Here is a 17,568-nt window from a genome sequence, read left to right as displayed (position 1 = left end):
TTTCCCAACTCACCCGACTTGTAGGAATTTGCTATGTCTAATAACAACCAGCGTCCCCGTAAAGTACAGCGTGAAGCAGCGCAGCAGTTTATCGATAACCTTCAGGGCGTCGCCTTCCCCAGCTCCCGCCGCATCTATCTGCAAGGGTCGCGTCCCGACCTGCGGGTGCCGATGCGCGAGATCCAGCTCAGCCCGACCCTGATCGGCGGCAGCAAAGACGAACCGCAATACGAACCGAACGAAGCGGTGCCGGTCTACGACACCGCCGGCCCTTACGGCGACCCGGCATCTCAGTTGGACGTGCACCGCGGCCTGGACAAGCTACGCGCCGGCTGGATCGCGGAACGCGACGATACCGAAACGCTCGCCCACGTCAGCTCCGGCTTTACCCAGCAGCGCCTGGCGGATGAAGGCCTGGACCACCTGCGCTTCGAGCATCTGCCGCAGCCGCGCAAAGCGCAAGCGGGCAAATGCGTCACCCAGTTGCACTATGCGCGCGCCGGCATCGTCACGCCGGAGATGGAATTTATCGCCATCCGCGAAAATATGGGCCGTGAGCGCATCCGCAGCGAAGTACTGCGCCAGCAGCATCCCGGCCAGAGCTGGGGCGCCAACCTGCCGGAAAACATCACGCCGGAGTTTGTCCGTCAGGAAGTGGCCGCCGGCCGCGCCATTATCCCGGCCAACATCAACCACCCGGAATCCGAACCGATGATTATCGGCCGCAACTTCCTGGTGAAGGTCAACGCCAATATCGGCAACTCTGCGGTCACCTCCTCCATCGAGGAAGAGGTGGAAAAACTGGTGTGGTCCACCCGCTGGGGCGCGGATACCGTGATGGACCTCTCCACCGGCCGCTATATCCACGAAACCCGCGAATGGATCCTGCGCAACAGCCCGGTGCCGATCGGCACCGTCCCGATCTATCAGGCGCTGGAAAAAGTTAACGGCGTGGCGGAAAACCTCACCTGGGAGATGTTCCGCGACACGCTGCTGGAACAGGCGGAGCAAGGGGTCGACTACTTCACCATCCACGCCGGCGTACTGCTGCGCTACGTGCCGATGACCGCCAAACGTCTGACCGGCATCGTCTCGCGCGGCGGTTCAATCATGGCCAAATGGTGCCTGTCGCACCATCAGGAAAACTTCCTGTATGAACACTTCCGTGAAATCTGCGAAATCTGCGCCGCCTACGACGTATCGCTGTCGCTGGGTGACGGCCTGCGTCCCGGCTCGGTACAGGATGCCAACGATGAAGCGCAGTTCTCCGAGCTGCATACGCTGGGCGAGCTGACCAAAATCGCCTGGGAATACGACGTGCAGGTGATGATCGAAGGCCCGGGCCACGTGCCGATGCATATGATCCGCCGCAATATGACCGAAGAGCTGGAGCACTGCCACGAAGCGCCGTTCTATACGCTGGGGCCGTTGACCACCGATATCGCGCCGGGCTATGACCACTTCACCTCCGGCATCGGCGCCGCGATGATCGGCTGGTTCGGCTGCGCCATGCTGTGCTACGTCACGCCGAAAGAGCACCTGGGGCTGCCGAACAAAGAGGACGTCAAGCAGGGGCTGATCACCTATAAGATCGCCGCGCACGCCGCAGACCTGGCCAAAGGCCATCCAGGCGCGCAGATCCGCGATAACGCCATGTCCAAGGCGCGCTTTGAGTTCCGCTGGGAAGACCAGTTCAATCTGGCGCTGGATCCCGCCACCGCCCGCGCCTATCACGATGAGACGCTGCCGCAGGAGTCCGGCAAAATCGCCCACTTCTGCTCCATGTGCGGGCCGAAATTCTGTTCGATGAAAATTTCACAGGAAGTTCGCGACTACGCCGCCGCGCAGGAAGCCGCCAAGCCGATTGAGGTGCTGTCCGGTATGGAAAAAATGTCCGCCGAGTTCCGCTCACGCGGCAGCGAGCTCTATCACAGCGCCACCGCGCTGCAGGAGGACAACAATGGCTGAGATATCAGGCCCGTTTCCCGCCACGCCGCAGCGCCTCGGGCTGTACCCGGTGGTGGACAGCGTGATGTGGATCGAACGCCTGCTGGAGGCAGGCGTCACCACCATCCAGCTGCGGATTAAAGACCTGCCGGACGAGCAGGTCGAAGCCGATATCATCGCCGCCATCGCCCTCGGCAAACGCTACCATGCCCGGCTGTTTATCAACGACTACTGGCGACTGGCGGTTAAACACGGCGCTTACGGCGTCCATCTGGGGCAGGAAGATCTGGATAGCACCGATCTGGCGGCCATCCAGCGCGCCGGGCTGCGTCTCGGGGTATCAACCCATGACGATGCCGAACTGGCGCGCGCCAAAGCGCTGCAACCATCCTATATCGCACTCGGCCATATCTTTCCCACTCAGACCAAGGATATGCCCTCCGCACCTCAGGGACTGGCGGAGCTGAAGCGCCACGTGGCGACGCTGGCAGCCTATCCGACGGTGGCGATCGGCGGCATCAGTATCGACCGCGTGCCGGCGGTACTGGCCTGCGGCGTCGGCAGCGTGGCGGTGGTGAGCGCCATCACCCAGGCACCAGACTGGCGCGCCGCCACGGCGGAGCTGCTGCGTCTGATTGAAGGCAAGGAGTAAGCATATGCTCAGCGATCACGAGTTCTTGCGTTACAGCCGGCAGCTGCTGCTGGAAGATATCGGCCCCGAGGGGCAGGAAAAACTCAAAGGCGCCAGCGTGCTGATCGTCGGCCTGGGCGGCCTGGGCTCGCCGGCGGCGCTGTACCTGGCCGCCGCCGGCGTCGGCACGCTGCTGCTGGCGGACGACGACCAGCTGCATCTCACCAATCTGCAGCGGCAAATCCTCTACCGCAGCGCCGATGTGCCGCAGGGAAAAGCGCTGCTGGCCCAGCGCCACCTGCAGGCGCTTAATCCGCAGGTCGAGTCAATTGCGCTGGCGCAGCGCCTGCAGGGCGCGGAGCTGCAACAGGCGGTGGCGCGCGCCGACCTGGTGCTGGACTGCAGCGACAATATGGCGACCCGCCACGCGGTCAATGCCGCCTGCGTGGCCGCCGGCAAGCCGCTGATCAGCGGCAGCGCAGTCGGTTTCAGCGGGCAGCTGCTGGTTATCACCCCGCCGTTCCAGCAGGGGTGCTACGCCTGCCTGTATCCCGACCAGGCGGAGCCGCAGCGCAACTGCCGCACCGCCGGCGTACTCGGTCCGGTGGTCGGCGTTATCGGCACGCTGCAGGCGCTGGAGGCCATCAAGATGCTGGCGGGCATGCCCTCCGCACTCAGCGGCAAACTGCGGCTGTTCGACGGCAAACAGCAAAGCTGGCATACCCTGCAGCTGAGCAAGTCCCACGCGTGCCCCACCTGCGGAGGCGACGTATGCAAATCCGCCTGAATGACCAAACGCTGGAACTGGCGGCGCCGCTCAGCGTCGGCGACCTGCTGTCGCAGCTGGCGCGCGACCAGCCGGGCACCGCGCTCGCCATCAATCAAGTCATCATCCCACGCGCCGACTGGGCCAATCATCGGGTGCAGGACGGCGATGACATTCTGCTTTTCCAAGCGATTGCCGGAGGCTGATATGTTGCAAATCGCCGATACCACCTTTACCTCACGCTTATTTACCGGCACCGGCAAGTTCGCCACCCCGGCGCTGATGCTTGCAGCGCTGCAGGCGTCCGGCTCACAGCTGGTGACCATGGCCATGAAGCGCGTCGACCTGCAGGGCGGCAACGATGCGATCCTCGCGCCGCTGCGGCAGCTGGGCGTACGCCTGCTGCCCAATACCTCCGGCGCCAAAACCGCTGCGGAGGCCGTATTCGCCGCCCGGCTGGCGCGCGAAGCCCTTGGCACCCACTGGGTGAAACTGGAAATCCACCCGGACGTGAAATACCTGCTGCCCGACCCGATCGAAACCTTGAAAGCCGCAGAAACGCTGGTCAAAGAGGGCTTCGTAGTACTGCCCTACTGCGGCGCCGACCCGGTGCTCTGCAAACGGCTGGAGGAGGCAGGCTGCGCCGCGGTGATGCCGCTGGGCGCGCCGATCGGCTCCAACCGCGGGCTGCGCACCCGCGATTTTCTGGAGATCATCATCGAGCAGGCCAAAGTGCCGGTGGTGGTCGACGCCGGCATCGGCGCGCCGAGCCACGCGCTGGAAGCCATGGAGCTGGGCGCCGACGCGGTGCTGGTGAATACCGCAATTGCCGTCGCCCGCGATCCGGTACAGATGGCGCAGGCTTTCCGCCTGGCGCTGGAAGCCGGCGAGCTGGCGCGCCAGGCAGGCCTCGGCCACAGCCAGCGCGGCGCGGTCGCCTCCAGTCCGCTGACCGCATTTCTCAGCCAATCGGCGGAGGTGGGCTAATGACGGAAGATTTCTCGCAACGCTGGCAAACGTTTGACTGGGACGATATTACCCTGCGCATCAACGGTAAAACGGCGCACGATGTGGAGCGGGCGCTGAACGCGGAGAAACTGACGCGGGACGATTTTATGGCGCTGATTTCGCCGGCGGCGGCCCCCTATCTTGAGCCGCTGGCGCAGCGCGCCCAGCAGCTGACCCGCCAGCGCTTTGGCAACGTGGTCAGTTTCTACGTACCGCTCTATTTATCCAACCTGTGCGCCAATGACTGTACTTACTGCGGCTTTTCCATGAGCAACCGCATTAAGCGCAAGACGCTGGATGCCGACGAAATTGCCCGTGAATGCCGCGCCATCAAGGCGCTGGGTTTCGAACACCTGCTGCTGGTCACCGGCGAGCACCAGACCAAGGTCGGCATGGACTATTTTCGCCGCCACCTGCCGCAGATCCGCCCTCAGTTCAGTTCGCTGATGATGGAGGTGCAGCCGATGTCACAGGAGGAGTATGCGGAGCTGAAAACGTTAGGATTGGACGGGGTGCTGGTTTACCAGGAAACCTATCATCCGGCGGCCTATCAGCAGCATCATCTGCGCGGACAGAAACAGGATTTCCACTGGCGGCTGGCCACGCCGGATCGTCTGGCGCGCGCCGGGATCGACAAGATCGGGCTGGGTGCGCTGATCGGCCTGTCCAACAGCTGGCGCACCGACTGCTATCTGTTGGCGGAGCATCTGGCCTACCTGCAACAGACCTATTGGCAGAGCCGCTATTCAATTTCGTTCCCGCGTCTGCGGCCGTGCGCCGGCGGTATCGAGCCGGCGTCGCTGATGGATGAAGCCCAGCTGGTGCAGCTGATTTGCGCCTTCCGGCTGTTTGCTCCTGACGTAGAGCTTTCGCTGTCGACGCGCGAATCACCGCACTTCCGCGACCACGTGATCCCGCTCGCCATCAACAGCGTCAGCGCCGGCTCCAAAACGCAGCCGGGCGGCTATGCCGATGACGTACCGCCCGAGCTGGAACAGTTTGAACCGCACGATGGCCGCACTCCGCAGCAGGTCGCTCAGGCGATCGACAAGGCCGGGCTGCAGCCGGTGTGGAAAGACTGGGACAGCTATCTGGGACGCGCGCCGCAATAGCCGGCAACGTTTTCAACCGCCGCAAGAAAGTGCCGGAAGCGACGCGCAGTCTCGGCCAACAGCGCTGGCCGGCGCCAGATATCGGCGTAGAGTGGCGACGTTGGCTATCACTCCCGAAGCCAACCGGGGTTATCTTCCCCTCTTGATAACCCCGCCTTACCAACCCCGGAGCGTATGGCCAGCGCGCCATGCGTCTCCGGCTCCTTAATAATCCCACGCCGATCGACAGGCAAAAAAAAACCGCCCCCGAAGGAGCGGCTTATCAATACTGGCCCGGCGTACCGGGCCGCGGCATTAACGCGATTACTCGTCGTCGCTGCCGTTGAGGCCTGCATTCAGCAATTCAGCCAGGTTGGCAGTCGCTTCTTCCGCGCTCACCTGCGGAACAACCGGTGCTTCGCCCTGTGCACGACGACGCATGCGATCCTGGTGATAAGCGTAACCGGTACCGGCTGGGATCAGACGGCCCACGATGACGTTCTCTTTCAGGCCACGCAGTTCATCACGCTTGCCGGCAACCGCCGCTTCGGTGAGAACGCGCGTCGTTTCCTGGAACGATGCGGCAGAGATGAAGGACTCGGTCGCCAAGGAAGCCTTGGTGATACCCAGCAGGTCGCGTGCGAAGGTTGCCCCAATCTTGCCGTCAGCTTCCAGCTGGCGGTTGGCAATCTTGACGCGGGACACTTCAGCCTGTTCGCCTTCCAGGAACTCAGAGCCACCAGCGCTAACGATGGTGCCTTTACGCAGCATCTGACGAACGATAACTTCGATGTGCTTATCGTTAATCTTAACGCCTTGCAGACGGTAAACTTCCTGCACTTCGTTGGTGATGTAACGGGTAACCGCATGCACACCACGCAGACGCAGAATGTCGTGCGGCGACTCTGGACCATCGGAAACCACATCACCACGTTCGACGCGTTCGCCTTCAAACACGTTGAGCTGACGCCATTTCGGAATCATCTCTTCGTAGGCATCGCTGCCGTCCAGTGGGGTGATAACCAGGCGGCGTTTGCCTTTGGTCTCTTTACCGAACGAGATAATGCCGCTGATCTCAGCCAGGATTGCCGGCTCTTTCGGACGACGGGCTTCGAACAGATCCGCAACGCGCGGCAGACCACCGGTAATATCCTTGGTACCGCCGGATTCCTGCGGAATACGCGCCAGGGTGTCACCGGAACCGATCTGCACGCCGTCTTCCAGCTGAACAATCGCTTTACCCGGCAGGAAGTACTGAGCCGGCATATCGGTGCCCGGGATCAGAACGTCGTCGCCATTGGCGTCCACAACTTTCAGCGCCGGACGCAGATCTTTACCGCCCGCGGTACGTTCTGCAGAATCCAGAACCACCAGTGATGACAGGCCGGTCAGTTCGTCGGTCTGACGAGTAATCGTCTGGCCGTCGATCATATCGGCGAAGCGAATGAAACCGCTCACTTCACTGACAACCGGCATGGTGTGCGGATCCCAGTTCGCAACGGTTTCACCGCCGGTCACTTCCGCGTTGTCGCCTTTCGCCATCACGGCGCCGTAAGGCACCTTGTAGCTCTCTTTGGTACGGCCGAATTCGTCGATCAGCTTCAGCTCGGTGTTACGCGAGGTGATAACCAGCTTATCACTGCTGTTGACAACAAACTTGGCGTTGCTCAGCTTGATGCTACCGCTGTTTTTCACCTGGATGCTGGATTCAGCAGCCGCACGCGATGCCGCACCACCGATGTGGAAGGTACGCATCGTCAGCTGGGTACCCGGCTCACCGATGGACTGTGCTGCGATAACGCCGATGGCTTCACCCTTGTTGATGATGTGGCCACGCGCCAGGTCACGACCATAGCAGTTGGCACACACGCCGAAGTCGGTTTCACAGCTAACGACGGAGCGAACCTTCACGCTGTCAACGGAGTTCTCTTCTAACAGATCACACCATTTCTCGTTCAGCAGGGTGTTACGCGGCACCAGAATGTCCGCCGTACCCGGCTTCAGGACTTCTTCCGCGGTCACACGACCCAGTACGCGCTCACGCAGCGGCTCTTTCACGTCGCCGCCTTCGATGACCGGAGTCATCAGGATGCCGTCGTGCGTGCCACAGTCGTCTTCGGTCACTACCAGATCCTGCGCAACGTCAACCAGACGACGCGTCAGATAACCGGAGTTTGCGGTTTTCAGTGCGGTATCCGCCAGACCTTTACGCGCACCGTGCGTGGAGATGAAGTACTGGAGTACGTTCAGACCTTCACGGAAGTTCGCGGTGATCGGCGTTTCGATGATGGAGCCGTCCGGCTTCGCCATCAGACCACGCATACCGGCCAGCTGACGAATCTGAGCGGCGGAACCACGCGCACCGGAGTCGGCCATCATAAAGATGCTGTTGAAGGAAACCTGCTGTTCCACTTCGCCGTCACGGTTAACCACGTCTTCTACCGACAGGTTTTCCATCATCGCTTTAGCAACGCGTTCGTTGGCCGCAGCCCAGATATCGATAACCTTGTTGTAGCGTTCGCCGGCGGTAACCAGACCCGATTGGAACTGCTCCTGGATCTCGGCAACTTCGGTTTCCGCTTCTTCGATGATCTCGGCTTTCTTCGCCGGGATAACCATGTCGTCGATACCTACGGAAGCACCTGAACGGGCTGCGTAAGCAAAACCGGTGTACATGATCTGGTCAGCAAAGATAACGGTCGGCTTCAGGCCCAGGATGCGGTAACAGGTGTTCAGCATCTTGGAGATCGCTTTCTTGCCCAGCGGCTGGTTAACGATAGCGTACGGCAGGCCCTTCGGCACGATCATCCACAGGATGGCGCGGCCGATGGTGGTGTCCACCAGGCTGGTCTGCGTCGTCCACTCGCCTTCCGCATCTTTCACTTCTTCAGTGATACGCACTTTAACGCGCGCGTGCAGAGAGGCCAGGCCAGCGCGGTAAATACGCTCGGCTTCTTTAGGACCGTTCAGCACCATGCCTTCGCCTTTGGCGTTAACACAGTCACGGGTCATGTAGTACAGACCCAATACAACGTCCTGAGACGGAACGATGATTGGCTCGCCGTTCGCTGGAGACAGGATGTTGTTGGTCGACATCATCAGCGCACGCGCTTCCAGCTGGGCTTCCAGCGTCAGCGGTACGTGAACAGCCATCTGGTCACCATCGAAGTCGGCGTTATACGCCGCACAAACCAGCGGGTGCAGCTGGATGGCTTTACCTTCGATCAGTACCGGTTCAAAAGCCTGGATACCCAAACGGTGCAGGGTTGGTGCACGGTTCAGCAGTACCGGGTGTTCGCGGATCACTTCATCCAGGATATCCCAGACGACGGCTTCTTCGCGCTCAACCATTTTCTTGGCGGCTTTGATGGTGGTGGCCAGGCCACGCAGCTCCAGCTTGCCGTAGATGAACGGTTTGAACAGTTCCAGCGCCATTTTCTTCGGCAGGCCACACTGGTGCAGACGCAGGTATGGACCAACGGTGATAACGGAACGGCCGGAGTAGTCAACACGCTTACCGAGCAGGTTCTGACGGAAACGACCCTGCTTACCTTTGATCATGTCGGCCAAAGATTTCAGAGGACGTTTGTTGGAACCGGTGATCGCACGACCGCGACGGCCGTTATCCAGCAGCGCATCTACCGCTTCTTGCAGCATACGCTTTTCGTTGCGCACGATAATGTCCGGCGCGGCCAGATCCAGCAGGCGCTTCAAACGGTTGTTACGGTTGATAACGCGACGATACAGATCGTTCAGATCGCTGGTCGCGAAACGACCGCCATCCAGCGGAACCAGCGGACGCAGATCCGGCGGCAGTACCGGCAGCACGGTCAGGATCATCCACTCCGGCTTGTTGCCGGACTGTACGAACGCTTCCAGCAGCTTGATACGCTTGGTCAGCTTCTTACGCTTGGTTTCGGAGTTGGTTTCGTTCAGCTCTTCGCGCAGAGTTTCACACTCTTGCTCCAGATCCATGTTTTTCAACAGGGCCTGGATCGCTTCCGCACCCATCTTGGCGTCGAATTCGTCACCGAACTCTTCCAGCGCGTCCAGATACTGCTCTTCAGTCAGGATCTGACGACGCTCGAGGTTGGTCATACCGCCTTCAACCACCACGTAGGATTCGAAGTACAGTACGCGTTCGATGTCACGCAGCGGCATATCCAGCAGCAAACCGATGCGGGACGGCAGCGATTTCAGGAACCAGATGTGCGCAGTCGGAGAAGCCAGTTCGATGTGGCCCATGCGCTCACGACGCACTTTGGTCTGGGTCACTTCAACGCCGCACTTCTCACAGATGACGCCGCGGTGCTTCAAGCGCTTGTACTTACCGCACAGGCACTCGTAATCTTTTACCGGCCCGAAGATACGGGCGCAGAACAAACCGTCACGCTCTGGTTTGAACGTACGGTAGTTAATGGTTTCCGGCTTTTTAACTTCACCGAACGACCACGAACGGATCATGTCTGGCGATGCCAGAGCAATCTTGATCGCATCAAACTCTTCGGTCTTAGTTTGCGCTTTCAGAAACTTCAATAAGTCTTTCACGGATTGGCTCCTGTCGGAGTTAAACCTGTTGGGAAGAGGCAAACATCGCCTCTTCCCGTGTGACCTGAACAACCACGCTCAGGCTCCTAGGCGAGGAGCCTGAGGCTGAAAGCCGATTACTCGTCTTCCAGTTCGATGTTGATACCCAGCGAGCGGATCTCTTTCAACAGTACGTTGAAGGATTCCGGCATGCCCGGTTCCATACGGTGGTCGCCATCCACGATGTTTTTGTACATCTTGGTACGGCCGTTAACGTCATCCGACTTAACGGTAAGCATTTCCTGCAGGGTATAAGCTGCGCCGTATGCTTCCAGCGCCCACACTTCCATCTCACCGAAGCGTTGGCCACCGAACTGCGCTTTACCACCCAGAGGCTGCTGCGTAACCAGACTGTAAGAACCGGTTGAACGAGCGTGCATTTTATCGTCGACCAGGTGGTTCAGCTTCAGCATGTACATATAGCCTACGGTTACCTGACGCTCAAATTGCTCGCCGGTACGGCCATCGAACAGCGTGATCTGACCGGAGGTCGGGATACCGCCCATTTCCAGCAGTTTCTTGATTTCAGTCTCTTTCGCACCATCGAACACCGGCGTTGCGATCGGCATACCTTTTTTCAGGTTCTCCGCCAGGCGCAGCACTTCTTCATCGCTGAAGGTGTTCAGGTCAACTTTCTGGCAAACGTCGTCACCCAGGTCGTACGCTTTCTGGATGAATTCACGCAGTTTGGCCACTTCCTGCTGCTGCTTGAGCATCTGGTTGATCTTCTCACCAATGCCTTTCGCCGCCATACCCAGGTGGGTTTCCAGGATCTGACCGATGTTCATACGTGATGGTACGCCCAGCGGGTTCAGTACGATGTCTACCGGCGTGCCGTTTTCATCGTAAGGCATATCTTCGATCGGGTTGATCTTGGAGATAACACCTTTGTTACCGTGGCGACCTGCCATTTTATCACCCGGCTGGATCTGACGTTTAACCGCCAGGTACACCTTGACGATTTTCAGCACGCCAGGTGCCAGATCGTCGCCTTGGGTGATCTTACGACGCTTGGCTTCCAGTTTCTTCTCGAAGTCGGCTTTCAGTTCGTCGTACTGCTCGGCCAGCTGTTCCAGCTGGTTTTGCTTCTCTTCGTCGGTCAGGCCCAGTTCCAGCCAGCGATCGCGCGGCAGTTGGCTCAGCTTGTCAGCTTCAATGCCGCCGGCAACCAGCACCGCGTGGATACGCGCAAACAGACCGGCTTCCAGGATCTGCAGTTCTTCAGTCAGGTCTTTCTTCGCCTGCTTCAGCTGCATCTCTTCGATTTCGAGCGCACGCTTGTCTTTTTCCACGCCATCGCGGGTGAAGACCTGCACATCGATAACGGTACCGGAAACGCCGTTCGGCACACGCAGAGAAGAGTCTTTCACATCGGACGCTTTCTCACCGAAGATCGCGCGCAGCAGTTTCTCTTCCGGCGTCAGCTGGGTTTCACCTTTCGGCGTCACCTTACCTACCAGAATGTCGCCGCCGGTCACTTCCGCACCGATGTAGACGATACCTGACTCATCCAGTTTAGAGAGCGCTGCTTCACCCACGTTCGGGATATCGGCGGTGATCTCTTCAGGCCCCAGTTTGGTGTCGCGCGACACGCAAGCCAGTTCCTGGATGTGGATGGTGGTGAAGCGATCTTCCTGGACGACGCGTTCGGACACCAAGATGGAGTCTTCGAAGTTGTAGCCGTTCCAAGGCATGAACGCCACACGCATGTTCTGACCCAGCGCCAGCTCACCCAGATCGGTAGACGGACCGTCTGCCAGCACGTCGCCGCGCTCGATTGGTTCGCCCAGGTTCACACACGGCATCTGGTTGATGCAGGTGTTCTGGTTGGAACGGGTGTACTTGGTCAGGTTATAAATGTCGATGCCTGCTTCGCCCGGGTACATCTCGTCTTCGTTAACTTTGATAACGATACGGGAAGCATCCACGTACTGGATCACACCGCCGCGTTTGGCAACGGCGGTAACGCCGGAGTCAACCGCTACTGCGCGTTCCATACCGGTACCGACCAGCGGCTTGTCAGCACGCAGGGTTGGCACCGCCTGACGTTGCATGTTCGCACCCATCAATGCACGGTTGGCGTCATCGTGTTCCAGGAATGGAATCAGAGAGGCACCAACGGAAACAACCTGCTGGGTGGATACGTCCATATAGTCAACCTGATCGCGGCTGAACAGGCTGGATTCGCCTTTGCTGCGGCAGGTGACCAGGTCTTCCACGAAGCGGCCGTCATCATCCAGGTTGGAGTTAGCCTGGGCGATAACGAAGTTGCCTTCTTCAATGGCAGACAGGTAGTTGATTTCATCGGTAACCACGCCGTCACGCACGCGGCGGTACGGGGTTTCCAGGAAGCCATACTCGTTAGTCTGTGCGTACACGGACAGGGAGTTGATCAGACCGATGTTCGGACCTTCCGGGGTTTCGATTGGACATACACGACCGTAGTGGGTTGGGTGTACGTCACGCACTTCGAAGCCGGCGCGCTCACGGGTCAGACCGCCCGGACCCAGTGCGGAGATACGACGCTTGTGCGTAATCTCGGACAGCGGGTTGTTCTGGTCCATAAACTGGGACAGCTGGCTTGAGCCGAAGAACTCTTTCACCGCCGCCGAAATCGGCTTGGCGTTGATCATGTCCTGAGGCATCAGGGTGTCCAGATCGCCCAGAGACAGACGCTCTTTCACCGCACGCTCAACGCGCACCAGACCTACGCGGAACTGGTTCTCAGCCATTTCGCCCACGGAGCGGATGCGACGGTTGCCGAGGTGGTCGATATCGTCCACTTCGCCTTTACCGTTACGGATGTCGATGAGCTTCTTCATCACGTCGATGATGTCTTCCTGGCTCAGGATGCCTGAACCTTCGATGTCATCGCGCAGCAGAGAGCGGTTGAACTTCATACGGCCGACCGCGGACAGATCGTAGCGGTCTTCGGAGAAGAACAGGTTCTCGAACAGGCTTTCCGCCGCTTCACGCGTCGGTGGCTCGCCAGGACGCATCATGCGGTAGATCTCAACCAGCGCGCTCAGGCGGTCATTGGTCGGGTCGACACGCAGCGTCTCGGAGATGTAGGCGCCGTGATCCAGATCGTTGGTGAACAGCGTTTCGATACGCTTGTGGCCAGACTGGCTCAGCTTCGCCAGCAGATCCAGCGACAGCTCCATGTTGGCGGCGCAGATCAGTTCACCGGTATTGGTATCGATGTAGTCTTTGGCGACCACTTTGCCCGCGATGTACTCAACCGGCACTTCGATGCTCTGGATATCGTCTTTTTCAAGCTGACGGATATGACGAGCGGTGATGCGACGGCCTTTCTCAACGTAGATTTTGCCGTTGGCTTCAATATCGAACGACGCGGTCTCACCACGCAGACGCTCTGGAACCAGCTCCATCTGCAGCTTGTTGTCGCGGATTTCGAAAACAACTTTCTCGAAGAACAGGTCAAGGATCTGCTCTGAGGTGTAGTTCAGCGCGCGCAGAATGATCGAGGCCGGCAGTTTACGACGGCGGTCGATACGCACGAACAGGTTGTCTTTCGGGTCAAACTCGAAGTCCAGCCAGGAACCACGGTAAGGGATGATGCGTGCGTTATACAGCACTTTACCCGACGAGTGGGTTTTACCCTTATCGCTGTCGAAGAATACGCCAGGACTACGGTGCAGCTGGGATACGATAACCCTCTCAGTACCGTTAATAACAAAGGTACCGTTTTCGGTCATGAGCGGAATTTCGCCCATGTAGACTTCTTGTTCCTTGATGTCTTTGACCGTACCTTCTGGTGCTTCTCGCTCATAGATAACCAGGCGCAGTTTGACGCGCAGCGGTGCGGAGAACGTCACACCACGGATCTGGCACTCTTTGACGTCGAACACCGGCTCACCAAGACGGTAGCTAACGTATTGCAGCTCCGAATTGCCACTGTAGCTCTGGATTGGGAACACAGAACGGAATGCGGCTTCAAGGCCGTACTGCCCTTCTGGATCTTGCTCGATAAACTTCTGGAACGAGTCAAGCTGGATAGAAAGGAGATATGGTACATCCAACACTTGTGGACGCTTACCAAAATCCTTACGAATACGTTTTTTCTCGGTATAGGAGTAAACCATAGGGTTCCTCAGCTCGCTGAAAAGTAGAACCTCTCTGTCCGTCCGATTAGGACAGTTCATGCAACACTATTTTGTCGACCGGAAAGCGGGAACACTTTCCGCAATACCTCTTGCTATCACTCTTAAACCATTTCATTGCCACTGCCCCCAGAACTCCTGGAGCGCACAGCCGCAGTATATTAAGTCGTCGATAGAAACAAATATTGGGAGGCAAATCCAGCAGCCAAACAGTGTGAAACGCTACTGGCGCCCTACAGCGCAAAAAGGCTGGTGACTAAAAAGTCACCAGCCATCAGCCTAATCGCTTAGGCTGCAACCGGAAGGGTTGGCTTATTTAACTTCAACTTCAGCGCCAGCTTCTTCCAGAGATTTTTTCAGAGCTTCAGCGTCATCTTTGCTCACGCCTTCTTTCAGAGCGGCTGGAGCAGATTCAACCAGGTCTTTAGCTTCTTTCAGACCCAGGCCGGTAGCGCCACGTACTGCTTTGATAACAGCAACTTTGTTAGCGCCTGCAGCTTTCAGGATAACGTCGAATTCAGTTTTCTCTTCAGCAGCTTCAGCAGCACCGCCAGCAGCAACAGCTACAGCAGCAGCAGCAGAAACACCGAATTTTTCTTCCATAGCGGAAACCAGCTCAACAACGTCCATTACGGACATAGCAGCTACTGCTTCCAGGATTTGGTCTTTAGTGATAGACATAACAATTGTTCCTAAGATTCAGAAATAGTTTAAATACGTTAGCAAAGGCTAAGAAAGAGCGGCTTATGCAGCTTCTTTCTGATCGCGCACAGCAGCCAGAGTACGAACCAGTTTGCCGGCAGCGGCTTCTTTCATGGTCGACATCAGGCGTGCGATTGCTTCTTCGTAAGTTGGCAGCGTTGCCAGGCGGTCGATTTGCGCCGCAGGGATCAGCTCACCTTCAAAGGCCGCAGCTTTAACCTCGAACTCTGCATTCGCTTTCGCGAACTCTTTGAACAGACGAGCAGCAGCGCCCGGGTGTTCAGTAGAGAATGCAATCAAGGTTGGACCGACAAACGTGTCTTTCAGGCATTCGAATGGAGTGCCTTCAACAACGCGACGCATCAGGGTGTTGCGAACAACACGCATGTAAACGCCAGCTTCACGACCTGCTTTACGCAGTTCAGTCATTTTACCTACGGTAACGCCGCGGGAATCCGCAACAACCGCAGACAGCGCGCCTTTGGCTACTTCGTTGACTTCAGCAACAATCGCTTGTTTGTCTTGAAGATTTAATGCCATTAGCTTTTTGCTCCTGGATTAGCCGGGGAACATTCCCCGGAACTCACTTCACTTAACCGCTGCCGAAACAGCAGGTTAAGCGGCTTAACACGGTGAGCAGAATCCAGCAAAGACATTCTTTTATAAAAAATTTCTTTAGGCTCTGTCACCGTCTACGCAGGAAAATTAAGTATCTTACGATACACCTGCGGTCTTGGACGGAGGCCTGGATTAGGCCAGGCTCCAACCGAAAATTCTTCTGTTCCGCCGAACATACGGCAGAACCTTGGGGCATAAGATTCTAGGCGAAAATATACCCCAAGTCAAAGCGATTAATCGTCTAAACGATTAGCTCGCTACAGCAGTCAGGCCGCTCTGATCGATAGCAACGCCAGCACCCATGGTGGTGGAGAGGCTAACTTTCTTGATGTAAACGCCTTTAGCCTGAGATGGTTTCGCTTTTTTCAGCGCGACCAGCAGGGCTTCCAGGTTTTCTTTCAGCTGAGCTGCATCGAAATCAACCTTACCGATAGTGGTATGGATGATGCCGTTTTTGTCGTTACGGTAACGAATCTGACCTGCTTTAGCGTTTTTCACTGCTTCAGCAACGTTCGGAGTAACGGTACCCACTTTCGGGTTTGGCATCAGGCCGCGTGGACCCAGAACCTGGCCCAGCTGGCCAACAACGCGCATTGCATCTGGAGATGCGATAACAACGTCAAAGTTCATTTCGCCTTTTTTGATCTGATCGGCCAGATCTTCCATGCCTACCAGCTCTGCGCCAGCTGCTTTAGCAGCTTCAGCGTTAGGGCCTTGAGCGAAGACGGCAACGCGTACGCTGCGACCGGTGCCGTGTGGCAGAACGGTAGCGCCGCGAACGTTTTGGTCAGATTTACGCGCGTCGATGCCCAGGTTAACGGCAACGTCTACGCTTTCTACGAATTTAGCGGTGGCCAGCTCTTTCAGCAGAGCAACAGCTTCGGTGATGTCATACTGTTTAGTAGCATCAACTTTGTCACGGATCACGCGCATGCGCTTGGTCAGCTTAGCCATCTATTAATCCTCCACTACCAGGCCCATGGAACGAGCAGTACCTTCGATGGAGCGAATCATCGCTTCAACGTCGGAACCAGTCATGTCCGCAGCTTTGGTTTCTGCGATTTCACGTACCTGAGCACTGGTCACTTTACCGACTTTGTCTTTGTTCGGCTTGCCAGAACCAGACTTGATACCAGCCGCTTTCTTCAGCAGTACTGCTGCTGGCGGAGTTTTGGTAACGAAGGTGAAGGAGCGATCAGAATAAACGGTAATAACAACCGGGATCGGCAGGCCTTTTTCAATGCTGTCAGTCTTAGCATTGAACGCCTTACAGAATTCCATGATGTTAACACCTTGCTGACCCAGAGCTGGACCGACTGGCGGGCTCGGGTTAGCCATACCAGCTGCAACCTGCAGCTTAACGTAGGCTTGTACTTTCTTGGCCATTGAAATTTCCTCGTATGGGTAGTATCGCCTCGTCAGAGGCTCCCCGTGTTTTACCTCGCTCAAGCCAATGAGCAAGGCCTCTAAAAACAAAAGGCGCGAAATTATAGTTTAATTTCGCGCCTCATACAAGACGTAAAGCCGGGATAGCTGATGATTAAACGATCAGCCTTTCTCCACCTGGCTGAAGTCCAGTTCTACCGGCGTTGCACGGCCGAAGATGGATACGGAAACCTTCAGGCGGCTCTTTTCGTAATCCACTTCTTCCACCACGCCGTTAAAGTCAGCGAACGGACCGTCGTTAACGCGCACCAGTTCACCCGGCTCGAACAGCGTTTTCGGACGCGGTTTGTCGCCAACCTGCTGCAGACGGTTCATGATGGCATCAACTTCTTTGTCGCTGATTGGCGCCGGACGATCCGACGTACCACCGATAAAGCCCATCACGCGCGGAACGCTGCGTACCAGGTGCCAGCTCGCATCGTTCATCACCATTTGAACCAGCACGTAGCCCGGGAAGAATTTACGCTCGCTCTTGCGACGCTGGCCGCCACGGATCTCAACCACTTCTTCCGTAGGCACCATGACGTCGCCGAACAGCTCTTCCATATCGTGCAGTTTGATATGCTCGCGCAGCGATTGCGCTACGCGACCTTCAAAACCAGAAAACGCCTGAACGACGTACCAACGTTTTTTTGGAGCTTCAGACAT

Annotated in this window: 13 protein-coding genes; 6 read left to right on the top strand and 7 right to left on the bottom strand. The window is 57.6% G+C overall.

Annotated features, from left to right (window positions below; all coding sequences use genetic code 11):
- Window positions 1-33: 33 nt before the first annotated feature.
- From thiC to thiH, 6 genes are read left to right on the top strand one after another with little or no spacing between them, the layout of a single operon-like run.
- The gene (gene thiC, locus I6G83_RS08415; RefSeq protein ID WP_054307177.1) at window positions 34-1,968 is read left to right on the top strand and encodes a phosphomethylpyrimidine synthase ThiC; all 1,935 of its coding nucleotides are present in this window, start codon (window positions 34-36) and stop codon (window positions 1,966-1,968) included.
- The gene (gene thiE / locus I6G83_RS08410; protein WP_015344232.1) at window positions 1,961-2,599 is read left to right on the top strand and encodes a thiamine phosphate synthase; all 639 of its coding nucleotides are present in this window, start codon (window positions 1,961-1,963) and stop codon (window positions 2,597-2,599) included. Before thiC ends, thiE begins: the two co-directional genes overlap by 8 nt.
- A gap of 4 nt (window positions 2,600-2,603) precedes the next feature.
- Window positions 2,604-3,365 carry a HesA/MoeB/ThiF family protein gene (locus I6G83_RS08405; RefSeq protein ID WP_054307178.1) on the top strand — a complete coding sequence of 254 codons (762 nt, stop codon included), beginning with the start codon at window positions 2,604-2,606 and terminating at the stop codon, window positions 3,363-3,365.
- Complete coding sequence (gene thiS / locus I6G83_RS08400) at window positions 3,350-3,550, top strand: sulfur carrier protein ThiS (RefSeq protein WP_054307179.1); 201 nt, start codon at window positions 3,350-3,352, stop codon at window positions 3,548-3,550. The genes I6G83_RS08405 and thiS overlap by 16 nt, the downstream gene beginning before the upstream one ends.
- 1 nt (window position 3,551) lies before the next feature.
- Entirely contained in the window at window positions 3,552-4,331 is a 780-nt protein-coding gene (locus tag I6G83_RS08395; RefSeq protein ID WP_054307180.1) for a thiazole synthase, read from the top strand.
- Window positions 4,331-5,464 (top strand): 2-iminoacetate synthase ThiH, encoded by a 1,134-nt coding sequence (thiH, locus tag I6G83_RS08390; protein ID WP_015344228.1) that lies wholly within the window; start codon window positions 4,331-4,333, stop codon window positions 5,462-5,464. Before I6G83_RS08395 ends, thiH begins: the two co-directional genes overlap by 1 nt.
- A 303-nt stretch (window positions 5,465-5,767) precedes the next feature.
- Here the strand turns inward: thiH and rpoC are convergent, their stop codons facing one another.
- The 7 genes from rpoC to nusG all read right to left on the bottom strand — a co-directional run bounded on the left by rpoC (window position 5,768) and on the right by nusG (window position 17,568).
- Window positions 5,768-9,991 carry a DNA-directed RNA polymerase subunit beta' gene (gene rpoC / locus I6G83_RS08385; RefSeq protein WP_054307181.1) on the bottom strand — a complete coding sequence of 1,408 codons (4,224 nt, stop codon included), beginning with the start codon at window positions 9,989-9,991 and terminating at the stop codon, window positions 5,768-5,770.
- Between the two features lie 116 nt (window positions 9,992-10,107).
- A complete protein-coding gene (rpoB, locus tag I6G83_RS08380) occupies window positions 10,108-14,136 on the bottom strand; it encodes a DNA-directed RNA polymerase subunit beta (RefSeq protein ID WP_015344226.1) in 4,029 nt (1,342 codons plus the stop codon).
- A 330-nt stretch (window positions 14,137-14,466) separates the two neighbouring features.
- On the bottom strand, window positions 14,467-14,835 hold the full coding sequence (rplL, locus tag I6G83_RS08375) for a 50S ribosomal protein L7/L12 (protein WP_015344225.1): 369 nt from the start codon (window positions 14,833-14,835) through the stop codon (window positions 14,467-14,469).
- 63 nt (window positions 14,836-14,898) lie between these two features.
- Window positions 14,899-15,396, bottom strand: coding sequence for a 50S ribosomal protein L10 (gene rplJ, locus I6G83_RS08370; protein ID WP_015344224.1), 498 nt, complete (start codon window positions 15,394-15,396; stop codon window positions 14,899-14,901).
- Between the two features lie 327 nt (window positions 15,397-15,723).
- The gene (gene rplA / locus I6G83_RS08365; RefSeq protein ID WP_015344223.1) at window positions 15,724-16,428 is read right to left on the bottom strand and encodes a 50S ribosomal protein L1; all 705 of its coding nucleotides are present in this window, start codon (window positions 16,426-16,428) and stop codon (window positions 15,724-15,726) included.
- 3 nt (window positions 16,429-16,431) lie between these two features.
- Window positions 16,432-16,860: a 50S ribosomal protein L11 gene (gene rplK, locus I6G83_RS08360; protein WP_004089458.1), complete on the bottom strand. Its 429-nt coding sequence runs from the start codon at window positions 16,858-16,860 to the stop codon at window positions 16,432-16,434.
- A 162-nt stretch (window positions 16,861-17,022) separates the two neighbouring features.
- A complete protein-coding gene (nusG, locus tag I6G83_RS08355) occupies window positions 17,023-17,568 on the bottom strand; it encodes a transcription termination/antitermination protein NusG (protein ID WP_015344222.1) in 546 nt (181 codons plus the stop codon).

This window comes from Serratia rubidaea (assembly GCF_016026735.1).
In the GTDB taxonomy this organism is placed as follows: domain Bacteria; phylum Pseudomonadota; class Gammaproteobacteria; order Enterobacterales; family Enterobacteriaceae; genus Serratia_B; species Serratia_B rubidaea.
This window is presented reverse-complemented; position numbering and strand designations above follow the sequence as displayed.